Source organism: Mesorhizobium sp. M7A.F.Ca.CA.001.04.2.1 (assembly GCF_003998485.1).
GTDB lineage: Bacteria > Pseudomonadota > Alphaproteobacteria > Rhizobiales > Rhizobiaceae > Mesorhizobium > Mesorhizobium ciceri.
In genome coordinates this window covers 1-16,168 of sequence record NZ_RZQT01000016.1, presented here as the reverse complement: position 1 = coordinate 16,168, position 16,168 = coordinate 1, and the positions used below count along the sequence as shown (strand labels likewise).

Genomic DNA, 16,168 nt, shown 5'->3' with positions numbered 1-16,168 from the left:
TACCGAACACTATTGAAGCGTCCGCGCCGGCTGACCGGCGTGGTCGCGCGCGATGCCGGCGTCGGCATCCTCGGCGCCAAAAGCACGGTCGAGGCCCGTCGCCACGACCGAGACCCTGAAGCGGCCTTCCATGCCCTTGTCGAAGATGGCGCCAACGATGATGTCGGCATCCTCGTAGACCTCTTCGCGAATGCGGGTGGCGGCCTCGTCGACTTCAAACAGGGTCATGTCCCTGCCGCCCGATATCGAGACCAGCACGCCCTTGGCGCCTTTCATCGACACTTCGTCGAGCAGCGGGTTGGCGATCGCGGCTTCGGCCGCCTTCATCGCGCGGCCTTCACCGGAAGCCTCACCGGTGCCCATCATGGCGCGGCCCATGTCGCGCATCACGGATTTGACATCGGCGAAGTCGAGATTGATCAGGCCTTCCTTGACGATGAGGTCGGTGATGCAGCTAACGCCGGCATAGAGCACCCGGTCGGCAATGACGAACGCATCGGCGAAGGTGGTCTTGGCATCGGCGATCCTGAACAGGTTCTGGTTCGGGATGACGATCACCGTGTCGGCGCTCTCGCGCAGCCGCTCGATGCCTTCTTCGGCCATCTGCATGCGGCGCCGGCCTTCAAAGGTGAACGGCTTCGTGACGACGCCAACCGTCAGGATGCCGGCTTTGCGCGCCGCCTGGGCGATGATTGGAGCCGCACCGGTTCCCGTGCCGCCGCCCATTCCGGCGGTGACGAAACACATATGCGTGCCGGCCAGATGATCCATGATCTCGTCGAGCGATTCCTCGGCCGCGGCGCGACCGATCTCGGGAAGCGATCCGGCGCCCAGCCCTTCGGTGACATGAGCGCCAAGCTGGATCAGCCGCGTCGCCTTGGACATGGTCAGCGCCTGCGCGTCGGTGTTGGCGGCGATGAATTCGGTACCCTGAAGCTGCTCGGCGATCATGTTGTTGACGGCATTGCCGCCGCCGCCGCCGACGCCGATAACGGTGATCTTGGGTCTCATCTCGGAGATTTCGGGCTTCTTGAACTCGGCCATGCCTGTTTCTCCTTCGTCAATTGCGCGCGCTTCACGACCCACCCGCAGACTGCCTTGGGCATATTGCAATCGAGCGGCATGACGCGAATCAGTCCGTTGCGATGGGTACCCCAAAAAGCCAGACAGCGGCCAGAGGTGCAAGTGCATGCGAGGTCAAGATTTGTGATGATCGTTTTGCACAGCGTGGCTCGGGCGCTGCGTGCGCCAGATCTTACCGCAGCGAGCTCGCCGATCCCGCCGATAGCGGCTGCGCGCTGGTTTACCGGCTCGTGCTTGGCATTCCGCCCTCCAACCTCTATGTTGCGATCGCAGATCGCGCAATTGGTTTTGAAATGCCTCCCGACATACCAGCTAGTGACTTGAAAAAATAAGGAAAAGCGCTTGGCGACAGCCACGTCTGTTTTCCTAAAACTCACCAGCTATTTTTACCAGGGACGTGCGGCCGGTCAGGCTGCGGCACCTTCGAAAACCAGAGGTTTTAAATTGAGCGATGCAATTGCGGACGTTTTGAACTGGCTTGAAAGCAGAACCGACATCCAGAGCCTGAGGGCGGCGGTGTGCGACCTCAACGGCATCATGCGCGGCAAGCGCATTCCCGTCGAGCAGGCAAGAAAGGCGCTGGAAGGCAAGCTGCGCATGCCTTTTTCGCTGATCGGACTGGATGTCTGGGGCGAAGACATCGAAGGCAACAGCCTGGTTTTCTCGACCGGCGATGCCGATGGACTGTGCCAATGGACCGGGCGCGGCATTCTGCCGGTGGCCTGGACGGCGCATCCGACGGCACTTGTCCCGCTGTGGCTTGCCGACGAAAGCGGCGCGCCCTATCTCGGCGACCCGCGACGGGCGCTGGCCCGCATCCTCGATCGTTACAAGGCCCTGGGCCTGACCCCGGTCGCGGCAACGGAACTCGAATTCTACCTCGTCGATCCGCAATCGCAGCGGCCGGTCGGCCCTGTCTCGCCGGTGACCGGACGCCGGCTCGATTCCGACGCGGCGCTGTCGATCGACGAAATCGACGATTTCGAATCCTTCATCCATGACGTCTACGAGGCTTGCCGGACGCAAGGCATTCCCGTCGACACGGCCATCGCCGAAAACGGCGTCGGTCAGTTCGAGATCAATCTGAACCATGTCGCGGACGCGTTGCGGGCGGCTGACGATGCGGTGCTGTTCAAGCGCACGGTGAAGGGCATTGCCCGCAAGCACGGCTTTGCCGCCTGCTTCATGGCCAAGCCCTATGGCGACCGGGCGGGCAACGGCTTTCACGTTCATTTCAGCCTGGTCGACGGTGAAGGGCGCAACGTCTTCGACGACGGCACCGACCAGGGCTCGGAGACCATGCGCCATGCAGTCGGTGGCCTGCTTGCGGCAATGGCCGAGAGCACGCTGGTATTCGCGCCGCACTTCAATTCGTACCGCAGGCTGCGCCCAAGATCCTATGCGCCAACCGCGGTCGCCTGGGGCTATGAGAATCGCATGGTCGCGATCCGCATTCCGGGCGGGCCGACCGCTGCTCGCCGTATCGAGCACCGCGTATCGGGAGCCGACGCCAACCCCTATCTGGTGCTTGCGGCCATATTGGGCGCCGCGCTGACCGGCATCGAAAGACAGTTGTCGCCGGGTGATCCGATCGGCACAGACGGCCAGGGACTTCCGCCGGCAAAGCTGCCGCCGGACTGGGCATCCGCGATCGCCGCCTTCGAGAGCGGGACGCATGTGGCGGAGATTTTTCCAGCCATCCTGCGCGACTCCTTTGTGGCCTGCAAACGCCAGGAGCTGAACACGTTTGCGCTCAATGTCAGCGATTTCGAGATCGAGACATACCTCGAGAGCGTCTAGATCGGGTTACGCCAGTACGGCCAAGCTGCCGCGCATCGGCCAATCATGTCCTGGCGGTCGCGATACGGTCGGCAGCCCTCGGGCTTCCTGCGTACCGAACCCTAATCGCGTCAGGCAGGCTCGCGCCAGGGCCGCATTGCTGTCGATGACGAGCAATCCATTCACGTCGTTGAGGCTGGCGGCCACCACCGACAGTTCGGTGCAGCCGAGCAGGGCGGCATCGGCGCCGGTCGCTTGCGCGATGTCGAGCGCGCGCTCGGTTTCAACCGCCGCATCCACGATCGAACCCGCCTTGACGAGGCTGATCGCGCTGTCGACGCACGCCTGAAATTCGGTGTTCGCGGGAAGGCAGAGCTCAAATCCCGCCGCCGACATCCTGTCCTGATAGAAGCCGGAGACCAGCGTGCCCTGGGTGGCGAGAACAGCAACCCGGCCCCGCTCCAGGCTACGACGCGTCTCCGCCACCACGGCGTCGCCGATATGGATGATTTCCGCGCGCGAATTCGCCGCCAGTTGGTCGTACCAATGATGGGCGGTGTTGCACGGCATCGCGACGCAGGCGACGCCGAGCGCATTGAGCGTCGAGACCGCGGCTTTCAAAGGCGCCAGCGGGCCGTCATGGCCGGCAAGGATGGCTTCGGTCCTGTCGGGCAGCTGCGGTACGCTGAGGATCACGGCAGGCACATGTTCGTTGTCTCTGAACGCCTGGGTTATCCGGGTCAATTTGAAGTAGAAGTCAGCCGATGCAAGCGGCCCGAGGCCGCCGATAATGCCGAGTTGGGGACGGATGCTGTCGTCGATCATCCGGCAGGCTCGGCTTCGAGCTGTTCCGAGACGGTTTCAGGCTGTGTCGCCTCCCTGTGGCTGGGAGCGATCATTGCCGTGCTCGCTGCGACGGTGCAGACGCTGGCCAGCGTCATGAACGTGTCCACGGCCGCATCCACCGCGACGAACAAAGCGAACGCCGCCTCGAAGGGAAGCTTCAGGTAGCCGCAGACGATGGACATCTGCGACAGGATGAGCAGGCTGCCCATGCCGCCGGTGGTGAGGGCGAGAAGCGCCGAGATGATGCCGACGAGCACGAGGTCCGAGACGGCAAGTGGGTGGCCGTAGAGTTGGGCGATGAACAGCGCACCCGAAGTGTAGAGCAGCGCCGGGCCTGTACGCAGCAAAGCCGCCTGCAGCGGCACCAGCAGTTCCACGACCACCAGGCTGAACCGCAGGCGCTCGCTCAAAAGGTTGATCACCCACGGCAGCGAGGCGACCGTAGAGCGTGTGGTGATGGCTACCATGAGAAGCGGCTGGCAGGTCTTGATCGTCGTCCAGTAGCTTCGTCGCGACCGGATGGCGATAATGGCAAAGGCGCCGGCAACGAATATGAGGCAGGAAAGACCCATCACCAGCAGGTAACCGCCCATCAGCGTGAGCGGCTTGGTTCCGGTCGACGCGGTCTGGTCCGCGATCAGGATGAAGGTTGCAAAGGGCAACCCCCAGATGAACCAGTTGGTCAGCACCGTACAGGCCCTGTAGACCGCGTTGAGCGCCTGCGTCAGGCTCATGGACGAGGGCTGGGGAATCTTCCCCATCGCGAGCCCGAAAAGCAGGCAGAACAGCAGAACCTGGATGGTCTGTCCCGAGGCCAGCGCATTGAAGACGTTGTTCGGCACCAGGTCGAGCAGGATCGAATGCCCGCCGCTGGGATCCCCATTGGAGGGCGGCGGCTGGAACGGGAAGGCGAGATCGGTGGACACGCTGCCTTGCGAATTGATGAACTCGCCAAGCTCGATGCGCGACTGGGGATTCTCGATCTGGCCCGGCTGCAGGATCAGCGACAAGGTGCCGCTCACCAGCACGGCCAGGAACGACACGACCAGCACGGCCATACCCACCTTACCGAGGTAGCGGACCGATTTCGGGTCCTGGACCATCGCCGTGATGGAGAAGATGACCGACGAGACCAAATAGGGCAGGACGACCATCTTTAGGAAATTCAGGTAGAGTTGTGCGACAGGGCTGATCGCATGGGCAAAGTCTGGATAGTAGAGGCCGCACAGGATTCCTGCAGCAATCATCGCAATCGTCGTCACCGGCGATCGCAAGATACGCCTTGCCGCGAGACGCCAATCGAAAGGCAGGGGTCCGGCTACGTCGGAGATGGCCATTGTCAGGCTTTGCTCCCCAGGCGATAGCGGGCGATGATCTCGTCCGTGTTGAGAATCTGCTGACCCCGCGCGAGGTCGAGATACAGATCGACAAAGGCCGCGAGATGCGGATTGTCCGGCCGCACGCCGACTGCGATCGTATCGACCTTGTCGGTCAGCGTGATGGAGCGCGCTACGACTGTCATCGACGGATCGTCGACCATCAGCTTCTTGATCTCGAAATCATCGCGATAGGCCATGTCGATCGTCCCGTTTCGGATCGCATCGATGATCAGGTCCCAGCTTGCCAAGCGATGGATTTGCGCATGTGGGAAAGTCGTGGCCGCATAAGTGGCGAAGGAAGAGCCCTCGATCACGCCGAGATCACCTGAGAAATCACGGACAATCTGTTCTGGCGGCTTGCCTTGCGCGATACGCGCCAGGTTGAGGCGGTTGGCGATCAGCCCTTGCCGCAGCATGGCGTAGGGGCGGGAATAGATGATCGACCGGCCGCGCTGAAGCGTCCTGCTGAGCTTGCCAATCGCCATGTCGGCCTGTCCGGAACTGACCTGTCTGACGATATCGTCGAACGTTGCGGCGGATCGGTCGAACACCGGCTCGACCCCAAGCGCCGCGGCGATGCCGTGGGCCAGTTCCATGTCTATGCCATTGTCCCCCGATCCGTCGGCCGGGAAGAACGGATTGGAAGCGAAGGCCGGCATTGCGATGCGCAAGACATCGCCGCTCGCGATCGGCTTTGGGGCGTTCTCCGCCTGCTGTCCTGGAGTGTTGGCCGCCCGGGCTTGCGAGATCAGCAACCCGCCGCTCCCGGCCGCAAGCAGTGTACGACGTGTAACCGGCATACGCGTTCTCAATTAGACCGGGAAAGCCAGCAAGATGCACAACCGACGTTAAACAAACGTATATATTACACTGCGCTTTTTTATGTATTGGATAAGCAGCTCATGGCCACAAAATATTAGTGTCGCCTAATGTAAAAGGAATGGCGGAAGGACCGCGTTACTTCCCGCCAGGCGATCAGTTGGCCCTAGGCGATCAGCTGCACTGTCAAAACGTCTCTGCCCAGGGCCGCAGCTCAAGCTCCGAGCTCCAGGCGCTGCGATGCTGGCGATGGGTTGTAAGATAGGCCTCGGCGATGGCGTCCGGCGATAGACGGCGGTCCGGCCGGCCGGGATCGGCCACCTGTCCGGGCGGCTCGATCTGGCCGTCGATGATGAAGTGGGCGACGTGGATGTTCTGCGGAGCGAGCTCGCGGGCCATGGACTGCGCCAGGCCGCGCAGGCCGAATTTCGGCATGGCGAAGCCGGCTGAGCCGGGAAATCCCTTCACGCTGGCGGTGGCGCCGGTGAACAGGATCGATCCGGAACCCCGCGCCAGCAGCCGGCGCGCCGCCTGCTGGCCGACCAGGAAGCCGCCATAGGCGCCGACCAGCAATGCCTGTTTGACCGCTTCGGCATCGAGCTCGGCGATCGGTCCGCGGGTGCGCGCGCTGGCGTTGAACACTGCAAGCGCCAGCGGGCCGGCCTTGTCTGCGGTGTCGAACAGGCTGGCGACGGACGCGACGTCGGCAACATCCGTCTCGACGGCCAGCGCACCGGTTTCGTCGGTCAGAGCGCTGAGCTTCTCGACATTGCGGGCGGCCAGAACCACGCGAAAGCCTTCCCGGGTGAGAAGGCGCGCAAGCGAGGCGCTCAGACCAGCGCCGGCGCCTGCAATGACGGCCACATCGGATGCCATGATTTTTCACTCCTTGCGGATTTCGGCGGAAGCGTTCGCCAGATCAGGCAAGGTCGCGCCTTCGGGGCTGACAGGCAAGAGGTGGCATCTCGGCGGTTGTTGAGCCAGACGGCTGCAGAACCAACGTTGCGCGGTCCAGCATCGCCTGTGGCGCTACGAAGGCCGCTCGGCCTTCAGCACCGAGACCGCCGCTTCGACAGTGGCAAGGCTTGGACCTTCATCCGACCGATATTTTGACGGTAGAATCGTCAGGCTTCGCAAAGCTATCGGCGATCTCATCGATGGGGACTGGAGCATGGTCCCGAAAAGTGGGAAACGGTTTTCGGAAAAGATCATGCTCAACGAGGAAACGACTATGGAACCAATCTGGGCCGTCGGCCTGATGACCGGCACGGTGCTGGACGGTAACATCGACGTCGCGCTGATCAAGACCGATGGCGAACGCATCGAGGATTTCGGCACCTACCGGCTGATGCCCTATCCCGCGTCGATCCGCTCCCTGCTGGAAGAGACGCTGACGCAGGCACGGGCGTGGAACTTTGTCGGGCCGGAGCCGGCGATTTTTCGCACCGCGGAAGAAGCCCTGACGCGAGCGCAGTCGGCGGCGGTCAAGGAATTGGTCGAGGGCTATGGCATGACGATGGCCGACATCGGCGTCGTCGGTTTTCACGGCCAGACCGTGCTGCATCGTGCGCCGCAGGTCGGACGGCTTGGCCAGACAAGGCAGCTCGGCGACGGTGAACTGATGCACGCGTTATTGGGCACCAAGGTCGCTTACGATTTCCGTTCGGCCGACATGCGCGCCGGCGGACAAGGCGCGCCCTTGGCCGCGGCCTACCACACCGCGCTGATGCGCAGCGCCGGCGCCAGCGGCGAGGTGGCGGTGCTCAATCTCGGCGGCGTCGCCAACATCACCTGGTGGGACGGTGCCGACAATGTCGTTGCCTTCGATACCGGCCCCGCCAACGCACCGCTGAACGATTTCATCAAGTCGAAAGGGCTCGGCGAAATGGACCGCGACGGCGCGCTTGGCGGGGCGGGCAAGGTGGACGAGGAGCGCTTGGCAAAGCTGCTGCAGCACCCTTATCTCAGCAAAGCCTACCCAAAATCACTGGACCGTTTCGACTTCGGCGCGGCGATGGCGGACGGCCTAAGCGCCGAGGATGGCGCGGCGCTGCTCAACGCCTTCACCGCTGCGGCCGTCGGAAAGGCGCTCGACCTCTTGCCGCACCGGCCGAAGAAACTCGTGGTCAGCGGCGGAGGTCGCCATAATCCGACCATGATGGCGATGCTGGCCAGCCGCGCCGGCGTCGAGGTGGTGCAGGCCGAGAGCCTGGGCTGGAGCGGCGACGCGGTGGAGGCGGAATGCTTTGCCTTCCTCGCGGTTCGCGTGCTGCGCGGGCTGCCGATCAGTTTTCCGAGCACGACCGGCGCACCGCGGCCGATGCAGGGCGGAAAACTCGCCGGTTAAGCCAGTTTCTTCTGCAGGAAGATGCGGCTGCGGCCGACGGGGAAGTCGGCAAGTGTTCCAAAGGGCTGATAACCCTGGCGCTGATAGACCTTGGCGGCATTCGGATTGAAGGTGTCGATCCAGGCGTTTTGACAGCCGCGCGCCACCGCTTCATGTTCGGCCGCGTCCAGCATCTTGCCGGCCATGTGCTGGCCACGCAGCCGCTCATCCACCCAGAGCCATTGCACATAAAGCCATCCCCAGGCGGTGTAGCCGGAAATGCCGGCGACGACCGCGCCGGCGTCGTCGCGCACGAACACCGCAAGCGCATGCCTTTCGGACGCGCCGACATCGCCGTCGTTAAACGCCGTCAGCCTTTCGCTGAGAAAAGTGAGGTCTTGCGGCGAGGGATTTGCCGTCGTTTCCAGTGTCGTGTTCATCGCTTTTCCGAGATGGATTGCGTATCGGCATCGCCGCCATTGCGAAATTCGGACGCGGCAATGCCGTAGCGCTTGAGCTTGTCGTAAAAAGTCTTGCGCGGCACGCCGAGCGCGTCGATGGCGGCGCGCACGTCGCCGCCATGGTCGCGTAGCGCATCGCGGATCAGTTGCGCCTCATAGTGGCCGACCCGTTCGGGCAATGCTGCCGCAGGCTCCGGCGAATACGCGCGAACCGTTTTCATCTCCTCGTCCGGGCCGAGACCGAGCGCGACGCGATCGGCGAAATGGGCGAGCTCGCGCACATTGCCCGGCCAGTCATGCGACTGGAGATGATCGCTGACGGCTGCATTCACCTTGGCGACAGGCCGGCCAAACCGTTCGGCCGCCTTGCCGAGGAAATGCCCGAACAGCATCGGGATATCGCCGCGGCGTTCACGCAGCGGCGGAATGCGCAGCGTCACCACGTTGAGGCGAAAATACAGATCCTCGCGAAAATCGCCGCGCTGGTCCGGCCGCCCGAGATCGACCTTGGTCGCTGCGACGACCCTGAGATCGATGCGCCGTATCTCGTTCGAGCCAAGCGGCGTGAGGCTGCGCGTTTCGAGCACGCGCAGCAGCTTGACCTGGAGCGCAGGCGGCATGGATTCGATCTCGTCGAGAAACAGCGTGCCGCCGCTCGAATGCTCGATGCTGCCAATCCGCCGCCGCTGCGCGCCGGTGAACGCGCCCGCCTCGTGGCCGAACAACTCGCTCTCTATGACCGTCTCCGGCAGAGCGCCGCAATTCAGCGCGACGAAGGGTTTTGCGCGCCGCCGCCCCCATCGGTGCAGGAGGTCCGCCACCACTTCCTTGCCGGTTCCGGTCTCTCCCTCGACCAGCACGTCGACATCCATGTCGGCGATCTGGCGCAAGGTCTCGCGCAGCCGTTTGATGGAAGGTGCCTCGCCGATCAGCGGCAGGCCGTCGGCGGCCAGTGCCGCGGCTTCGCGCAGCCGCCGGTTCTCCATCACCAGCCGCCGCTTCTCACTCGCCCGTTTCAGCGCCTCGAGAAGGCGATCGCCGGCATAGGGTTTCGGGATGAAATCGTAGACGCCGTCCTTGAGCGCCGCCACCGCGAGATCGACGTCGCCATGCCCGGTGACCAGGATCACCGGTATATCCGGATCGATCGCCTTGATGCGATCGAACAGCTGCAGACCATTCATGCCCGGCATGCGGATATCGCTGACGACGACGCCCTCAAAATTCCTGTCGACGACGGCAAGTGCTGCCTCGGCGGCGTCGAGTGCGACCACCGTGAAGCCGGCAAGCTCGAGCAATTGCGTGGTGGCGTGAAGGAGGTCCGCATCGTCGTCGACGAGCGCGACCAGCCCTGATCCGTCTGTCATTCAATTCGCCTCAAATCGATGGTGAAGGATGCGCCGCTGCCATTGCCGGGATCGAGCCGCAGCGTGCCGCCCAATTCCTGGACGATCTCCTGCGAGATCACCAGCCCCAGGCCAAGCCCCTTCTCCTTGGTGGTCTGGAACGGCATGAACAGATTGCCAGCCGCCTCCGGACCAAGGCCGGGGCCATTGTCGCGCACCGAAATCAGCACCCTGTCGTCGCGCTCGGCAAGTTCGATCTCGATGCGGGGATCGGGCTGGTCCTTCATCGCGTCCAATGCATTTTGCAACAGATTGACCAGGATCTGCTCCAGCCGGATGCGGCTCGCCATGACCACCGGCGAGGCATTGCCACGCGGCCTGACGATGGTGACGCCGGAATCGCGTATGCGGCCTGACAGCAGCGACAGCGCGCCGTCGATCGCCTCGCGCACCGGCAGCGGCGAAGCGGCGACGCCCGGCCGGCGGGCGAAAGTGCGCAAGGTGCCGGTGATCGCGCCGATGCGTTCGGTCATCGAAACGATCGATGTCAGATTGCCGCTGGCCGATCCGGTCTTGCCGCTGTCCAGAAAACGACCTGCATTCTCGGCATAGGTGCGGATGGCGGCGACCGGCTGGTTGATCTCATGCGCCACGCCGGCGGCGATCTGGCCGAGGATGGAAAGCCGGTTGGCCTGGGCGAGATCGTCGCGCAGTCGGCGGACCTTGGCTTCGGCATTCTCGCGCTCGGCGATTTCGCCGGCAAGTGCGGTGTTGGAGCGCGTCAGCTCGGCCGTTCGGGTGCTGACCCGGCTTTCGAGCTCGGCATTCATGCGCGCCAGCGCTTCCTGCCGCAGCCTGCGCGTTCGCCGGCGCCGGGTCAGCACGTAGGCAATCAAGCCTAGAAGCAGCAAGCCCAGGAGCGTGGTCAGGCGCGCCGTATTGGCGGCCGAGGAGAGAGCAGCGTCGGCGGGCGTCAGCAGCCACAGACGCCAGCCTGGGACTGCACCGGGCAAATCCTGCACCACCTCGACGAACTGGCGTGGTTTTCCGGCGTTGTCGATCGTCGCCAGGCCATCGCCGGCGCCGCGTCTGAACGGCAGCGGCTCGAAGGCAGCATCGGCCAATTGCAGTTGCTCATGGGCGGCGGCCACGTCCTCGGCCGACAGTGGTGCCAGCGCACGAAACCGCCAGTCGGGCTGGCTGGTGGCCAGCACGACGCCTCGTTCATCGGTGACAAAGACAAGGAAACCGCTGGAACGCCAATTTGCCTCGACGCCGTCGAGCTCGACCTTCAACACCGCAACGCCAAGCGGCTTGCCGTTATCGTCGACGCGGCTCGAAAGGTAGAGTCCCGGCCGTCCGCTGATCGTGCCGAGGCCATATTGGCTGGCAGCACCTTTCGCCATCGCCTCCTGAAAATAGTGCCGGAAATTATAGTCGATGCCGACAAAGCTGGTCGGTTCGCCGGCATTGCTGGCTGATATGGCGATGCCTGCCGTATCGATGACATAGATGGCGGAGGCCGAGGCATCGCCGGCAATCGCCTTGAGCTTGTCGTTGAGGGCCGCTTCTTGCATCTTCCCGGCCCGGCGCAGCGCGCCCCGCACAGCATCGTCGCGGGCCAGCACCAAGGGAACCAGGCGCTGCTTTTCGATTTCGCCGGTCAGCGTTCCCGCCGCCAGCGGCAGAGCGGCAAGTGCTGTGTCGCGCAGATTGTCGGCCGCCTGGCCGGAGGCGATGCGCCCGGCGATGGCGATCGCGCCAGCCAGGACGGCAAGGGCTGCGACCACGGCAAGCCAGCGGCCATCGCGCAGCCGGGCCACCGCCTCGCGCAGCAACTCACGGCCGGCAAACCCTTGGGATTCGCTATCGGTGCCTGCCTGCGGCGTCTGCCCTCTCCCTTTTCTTCGCGGCTTTCCGGTCAGTGTAATGCGAAAATCCGCCCAGGCAAACGCCACTTGTGCGGAAATCCGCACAAAAGTATTGTCCGCGCGACCTCTGACAAAGGCGGAAATCCGCGATTCCGGCCTTTCCCCGATCTGGCACGACGCTTGCAAAACTGTTTTCAGCGGCGTGCGACCGGAGCGCCGCGATGGGAGAAGTCACGCAGGCGATCCGTTTTCGCCCATCCGGCCAGGGAGAGTTCGATGCACATCGCAGACCAATCAGGCGCGCTTGCCGCGCAGCGCAAACCTTTCTATGCCCAACTATACGTGCAGGTGCTCGTCGCGATCACCGTCGGCATCCTGCTCGGCCATTTCTATCCGTCGGTCGGCGAGAGCATGAAGCCGCTCGGCGACGCCTTCATCAAGCTGGTCAAGATGATCATCGCCCCGGTCATCTTCCTGACCGTGACAACGGGCATTGCCGGCATGAGCGACCTGCAGAAGGTCGGGCGTGTTGCCGGCAAGGCGATGCTCTATTTCCTCACCTTTTCGACGTTGGCGCTGATCATCGGCCTTGTCGTCGCCAATGTCGTGCAGCCGGGCGCCGGCTTCAACATCGACCCGGCGACGCTCGACGCCTCGACCGTCAACACCTACGCCGCCAAGGCGCACGATCAGTCGGTCACCGGGTTCCTGATGAACATCATCCCGTCGACCATCGTCGGCGCCTTCGCCGACGGCGACATCCTGCAGGTGCTGTTCTTCTCGGTGCTGTTCGGCATCGCGCTGGCGCTGGTCGGCGAGAAGGGCGAGCCCGTCCTCAATTTCCTGCAGGCGCTGACGACGCCGATCTTCAAGCTGGTCAGCGTGCTGATGAAGGCCGCCCCCATCGGTGCCTTCGGCGCCATGGCATTCACCATCGGCAAATACGGCATCGGCGCGGTCATCAATCTCGCCATGCTGGTCGGCACCTTCTACGTGACGTCGTTCCTGTTCGTGTTCATCGTGCTGGGTGCGGTCTGCCGCTACAACGGCTTCTCCATCCTGTCGCTGATCCGCTACATCAAGGAAGAGCTGCTTTTGGTGCTGGGCACCTCCTCGTCGGAGGCCGCCCTGCCCTCGCTGATGGAAAAGATGGAGAAGGCCGGCGCCAAGCGCTCGGTGGTCGGCCTGGTCATCCCGACCGGCTATTCCTTCAACCTCGACGGCACCAACATCTACATGACCTTGGCGGCGCTGTTCATCGCACAGGCGACCAACATCCACCTGTCGATGGGTGACCAGATCCTGCTGCTGCTGGTGGCCATGCTCTCGTCCAAGGGTGCCGCCGGCATCACCGGAGCGGGCTTCATCACCCTTGCCGCCACGCTGTCGGTGGTTCCGGCGGTGCCGGTCGCCGGTATGGCGCTGATCCTCGGCGTCGACCGCTTCATGTCGGAATGCCGGGCGCTGACCAACTTCGTTGGCAATGCCGTCGCCACGCTGGTGGTGGCGCGCTGGGAAGGCGAACTCGACGAGGCCAAGCTGGCGAGGGCGCTGGCGGGCACGGCTGACGACAGCCTGCCGGCGGATGTCGTCCCCGCCGAGTAACCACGCGTGGCTTATGCGTAAAAGGCCGGAGGCATGCTGCCTCCGGCCTTTGTCATGCAGTCGCACGTCAGACGGTGCCGATCTTGCTCAGTGGTGTGTCCGGATATGTGCTTGGGCCGACAGGCATGCGGGCTGCCAAAGTGCCCTCGTCGTCGAACAGCACAAGGCTGGCGGCGCCGACGAGCCCAGCATGGCGGCCGAGCTGTGCTGGAACGACCGGTACGTCGCGATAGGCGCGCATGGCCCGCTGCCTGATGGTTGCCTCGATGGTCGGCGCCATCAGGTCGAGCCCATTGGCGATGCCGCCGCCGACGACCAGCACATCGGGCGAATAGAGATGTAACAGGTTGGTGAAGCCGACGCCCAGCCAGCGGGCTTCCTCGTCCAGCAAGGCCGAGGCAAGATCGTCGCGCAGCCGTGCCGCCTCGACGACGTGGCGGCCGGTCACCTCCGCATCCGCTGACAGGCGCCGCAAGGCAGAGCCGTCGCCGGCCGCCGTGGCGGCGGTGGCGCGGCGGCCGAGCGCGGTTCCCGAAGCGATGGCCTCGAAGCAGCCGATGACGCCGCACACGCAACGCTCGCCCTCATTGGTGATGGTCATGTGACCGATCTCGGCGGCAAGGCCACGGCGGCCATGCAGGATGCGCCCATCGACGACGACACCGCCGCCGATGCCGGTCGACACCGTGACAAAGACCAGCGAGCGAGCGCCATGGCCGGCGCCGAAGCGCCATTCGCCGAGCGCCGCGGCATTGGCGTCGTTCTCCAGACGGACCGGCAGGCCGAGCCGCCGCTCGAGGATGTCGGCAAGCGGTACATCCAGCCAGCCGGTGAGTGTCGGCGGGCCGACGGCGATGCCGGCCAGCGGATCAAGCGGTCCCGGCGCACCGACACCGACGCCGACGACCGACAGTGCCGGGGCTTCGGCATGGACGGTCGCCGCCAGCGCCTCGATCTGGCCGATCACCACGTCTGGACCGGCCTGCGCCTGCGTCGGCACCGCCGCGAATGCCAGGATCTTGCCTTCGCGGTCGACCAGGGCGGCGCGAAGCTCCGTCCCGCCAAGATCGATCGCAAGGGCGGCTTCCGTTGTCATGCCGCGACCTTCAAGCCGCGCAGCCAGCCGATGCGGCCGGCGAGGTCCTTGTCACCGAAGGCGAGCGAACCGAGAACCACGGTTTCGGCGCCGGCGGCACGCAGCAACGGCACGGTCTCGTGGCGGATGCCGCCGTCGGCGGCCAGAACCACTTGCGCCTCACGGCCGGCCTTTCTCAGGATAGCGCGGGTAGCGCCCAGCCTGTCGCAGGCCTTGTCCGACAGGCTCTGTCCCTTGACGCCGATTGCGGTTCCAAGAAGCGTTACGAAGGCGACTTCCGGGACGAAGGCCGTCACCGCTTCCACAGGCGTCTCCAGCCTGAGCACGACGCCCGCCTCGGCGCCGAGCTCCCGCGCCAGCCGCACGGCGCGCAATCCCGCCTCGCCATTCTCGGCATGGACGCTGATCATGTCGGCGCCGGCTTCGATGAACTGGCGCGTCTGCGCCTCGACGATTGCTTCATCGACCATCAGGTGGACATGGATCGGCTTGGCCGTCAGCCCGGCGATGCGGGCGACGAGGTCGGGGAAGAACAGGAAGGACGGGGCGAAATGACCGTCCGCCACATCGATATGATGAAGATCGACATAGGGTTCGATGCGCTTCAAGTCGTTCTCGAAATTGGCAAGATTGGCAGACCAGAGCGAGAATTCGGCGATCATGCGATCGCGTGGCAGTTCGGCGATGGCGGCCGGGCCGGAGAGAGATTTCGAGATCATGATTGGTCCTGCTTGTCAAAATTTGTGTTGAGAAAGCCGCCGATGGCGGCGCGGATTTCGGCGAAATGGCGCTCCTTGTCGGTGGCCTTCGGCGTCACCTCGACAAAGGCGGCATTGGGGATGGTGTCTGCAAGGCTGCGCGCGGTGGCCAGCGGATGGACGAGATCGATGCCGCTGCCGATGACGAGTGTCGGGAGCGCGAGGCCGGCGGCCGCTGCCCGCGTCACGCCGGGCCCATCGTTTGCGATCGCTCGCATCACCTCGGCGAAAACATTCGCATTGGCGCGCGCGAAAAAGCCGAGCAGGGAAGCAAGATTGTCCGGCGCCTCGATGCGAAAGCGAGCCGCCGTGGCGGAGGCCGCAAACGCATCGCGCGCGTCATCCAGCGGACGGCCGCGGATGAGCTCCGCCACTTCCACGTAAGGGCGCATGTTTTGCGATGCCGCGTCGAAAGCCCAGGCAGGGCGAACAAGCACGAGACCTGTGACCCTATCCGGGTGCCGGGCCGCAAGCCGCAAGGCGATTGCCGCGCCCATCGAGATGCCGCCGGCGACGAAACGGTCGAGGCCGGCGGCATCGGCGGCAGCCAACACGTCGTCGGCGAACATCTCGATCGAAAAAGGACGCTTGCTGCCGGCGCCGGAGCCGCCCTGAGCGCGACATTCGACGGTCAGTCGGCGGTATGAAGGACCATCGGGAAAGTTCTGCGCCACTTGTGCCGCATCACCGCCGAGGCCGTGCTGGAAGACGACGGGAGGCCTGCCCTGCCCCGTGTCGAAGACACGAAGCGATGCATCGTCGCGAAGCAGGATCGTTGGCGCGGCGACCATCAGAGGAG

The 16,168-nt window shown here is 64.3% G+C and carries 14 protein-coding genes; 3 read left to right on the top strand and 11 right to left on the bottom strand.

Going from position 1 to position 16,168, the window contains the following annotated elements:
• Positions 1–9: 9 nt before the first annotated feature.
• A complete protein-coding gene (gene ftsZ / locus EN955_RS07745; RefSeq protein ID WP_013532929.1) occupies positions 10–1,044 on the bottom strand; it encodes a cell division protein FtsZ in 1,035 nt (344 codons plus the stop codon).
• 483 nt (positions 1,045–1,527) lie between these two features.
• On the opposite strand from ftsZ, the gene EN955_RS07740 reads away from it, so the two are divergent.
• Complete coding sequence (locus EN955_RS07740; RefSeq protein WP_013532930.1) at positions 1,528–2,883, top strand: glutamine synthetase family protein; 1,356 nt, start codon at positions 1,528–1,530, stop codon at positions 2,881–2,883.
• A gap of 6 nt (positions 2,884–2,889) precedes the next feature.
• On the opposite strand, the gene EN955_RS07735 is transcribed toward EN955_RS07740, so the two are convergent.
• From EN955_RS07735 to EN955_RS07720, 4 genes are all read right to left on the bottom strand, one after another.
• Positions 2,890–3,687 (bottom strand): amino acid racemase, encoded by a 798-nt coding sequence (locus EN955_RS07735; protein WP_024502574.1) that lies wholly within the window; start codon positions 3,685–3,687, stop codon positions 2,890–2,892.
• Positions 3,684–5,045: a cation:dicarboxylase symporter family transporter gene (locus tag EN955_RS07730; RefSeq protein WP_024502573.1), complete on the bottom strand. Its 1,362-nt coding sequence runs from the start codon at positions 5,043–5,045 to the stop codon at positions 3,684–3,686. Before EN955_RS07730 ends, EN955_RS07735 begins: the two co-directional genes overlap by 4 nt.
• Positions 5,046–5,047: 2 nt before the next feature.
• A complete protein-coding gene (locus EN955_RS07725; protein WP_024502572.1) occupies positions 5,048–5,887 on the bottom strand; it encodes a transporter substrate-binding domain-containing protein in 840 nt (279 codons plus the stop codon).
• Positions 5,888–6,092: 205 nt separating this feature from the next.
• Positions 6,093–6,782 carry an SDR family NAD(P)-dependent oxidoreductase gene (locus EN955_RS07720; protein ID WP_024502571.1) on the bottom strand — a complete coding sequence of 230 codons (690 nt, stop codon included), beginning with the start codon at positions 6,780–6,782 and terminating at the stop codon, positions 6,093–6,095.
• A 355-nt stretch (positions 6,783–7,137) separates the two neighbouring features.
• On the opposite strand from EN955_RS07720, the gene EN955_RS07715 reads away from it, so the two are divergent.
• Positions 7,138–8,253 carry an anhydro-N-acetylmuramic acid kinase gene (locus tag EN955_RS07715; RefSeq protein ID WP_024502570.1) on the top strand — a complete coding sequence of 372 codons (1,116 nt, stop codon included), beginning with the start codon at positions 7,138–7,140 and terminating at the stop codon, positions 8,251–8,253.
• On the opposite strand, the gene EN955_RS07710 is transcribed toward EN955_RS07715, so the two are convergent.
• Genes EN955_RS07710 through EN955_RS07700 form a run of 3 tightly spaced genes read right to left on the bottom strand, consistent with a single transcriptional unit; the run spans position 8,250 to position 12,015 of the window.
• Complete coding sequence (locus tag EN955_RS07710; RefSeq protein WP_024502569.1) at positions 8,250–8,672, bottom strand: GNAT family N-acetyltransferase; 423 nt, start codon at positions 8,670–8,672, stop codon at positions 8,250–8,252. The two genes, EN955_RS07715 and EN955_RS07710, sit on opposite strands and share 4 nt — an antisense overlap.
• Positions 8,669–10,060, bottom strand: a complete 1,392-nt coding sequence (locus EN955_RS07705; RefSeq protein WP_024502568.1) for a sigma-54 dependent transcriptional regulator — start codon at positions 10,058–10,060, stop codon at positions 8,669–8,671. Before EN955_RS07705 ends, EN955_RS07710 begins: the two co-directional genes overlap by 4 nt.
• Positions 10,057–12,015 (bottom strand): sensor histidine kinase, encoded by a 1,959-nt coding sequence (locus EN955_RS07700; RefSeq protein ID WP_024502567.1) that lies wholly within the window; start codon positions 12,013–12,015, stop codon positions 10,057–10,059. The genes EN955_RS07705 and EN955_RS07700 overlap by 4 nt, the downstream gene beginning before the upstream one ends.
• 171 nt (positions 12,016–12,186) lie before the next feature.
• Here EN955_RS07700 and EN955_RS07695 point away from each other — a divergent pair, with 171 nt between their 5' ends.
• Entirely contained in the window at positions 12,187–13,515 is a 1,329-nt protein-coding gene (locus EN955_RS07695; protein ID WP_024502566.1) for a dicarboxylate/amino acid:cation symporter, read from the top strand.
• Between the two features lie 67 nt (positions 13,516–13,582).
• Here EN955_RS07695 and EN955_RS07690 read toward each other — a convergent pair whose 3' ends face one another.
• Genes EN955_RS07690 through EN955_RS07680 form a run of 3 tightly spaced genes read right to left on the bottom strand, consistent with a single transcriptional unit; the run spans position 13,583 to position 16,160 of the window.
• Positions 13,583–14,611 (bottom strand): ROK family protein, encoded by a 1,029-nt coding sequence (locus EN955_RS07690; protein WP_024502565.1) that lies wholly within the window; start codon positions 14,609–14,611, stop codon positions 13,583–13,585.
• Entirely contained in the window at positions 14,608–15,330 is a 723-nt protein-coding gene (locus EN955_RS07685) for a ribulose-phosphate 3-epimerase (protein WP_024502564.1), read from the bottom strand. Before EN955_RS07685 ends, EN955_RS07690 begins: the two co-directional genes overlap by 4 nt.
• Positions 15,327–16,160: an alpha/beta hydrolase gene (locus tag EN955_RS07680; RefSeq protein WP_024502563.1), complete on the bottom strand. Its 834-nt coding sequence runs from the start codon at positions 16,158–16,160 to the stop codon at positions 15,327–15,329. Before EN955_RS07680 ends, EN955_RS07685 begins: the two co-directional genes overlap by 4 nt.
• Between the last annotated feature and the right edge of the window lie 8 nt (positions 16,161–16,168).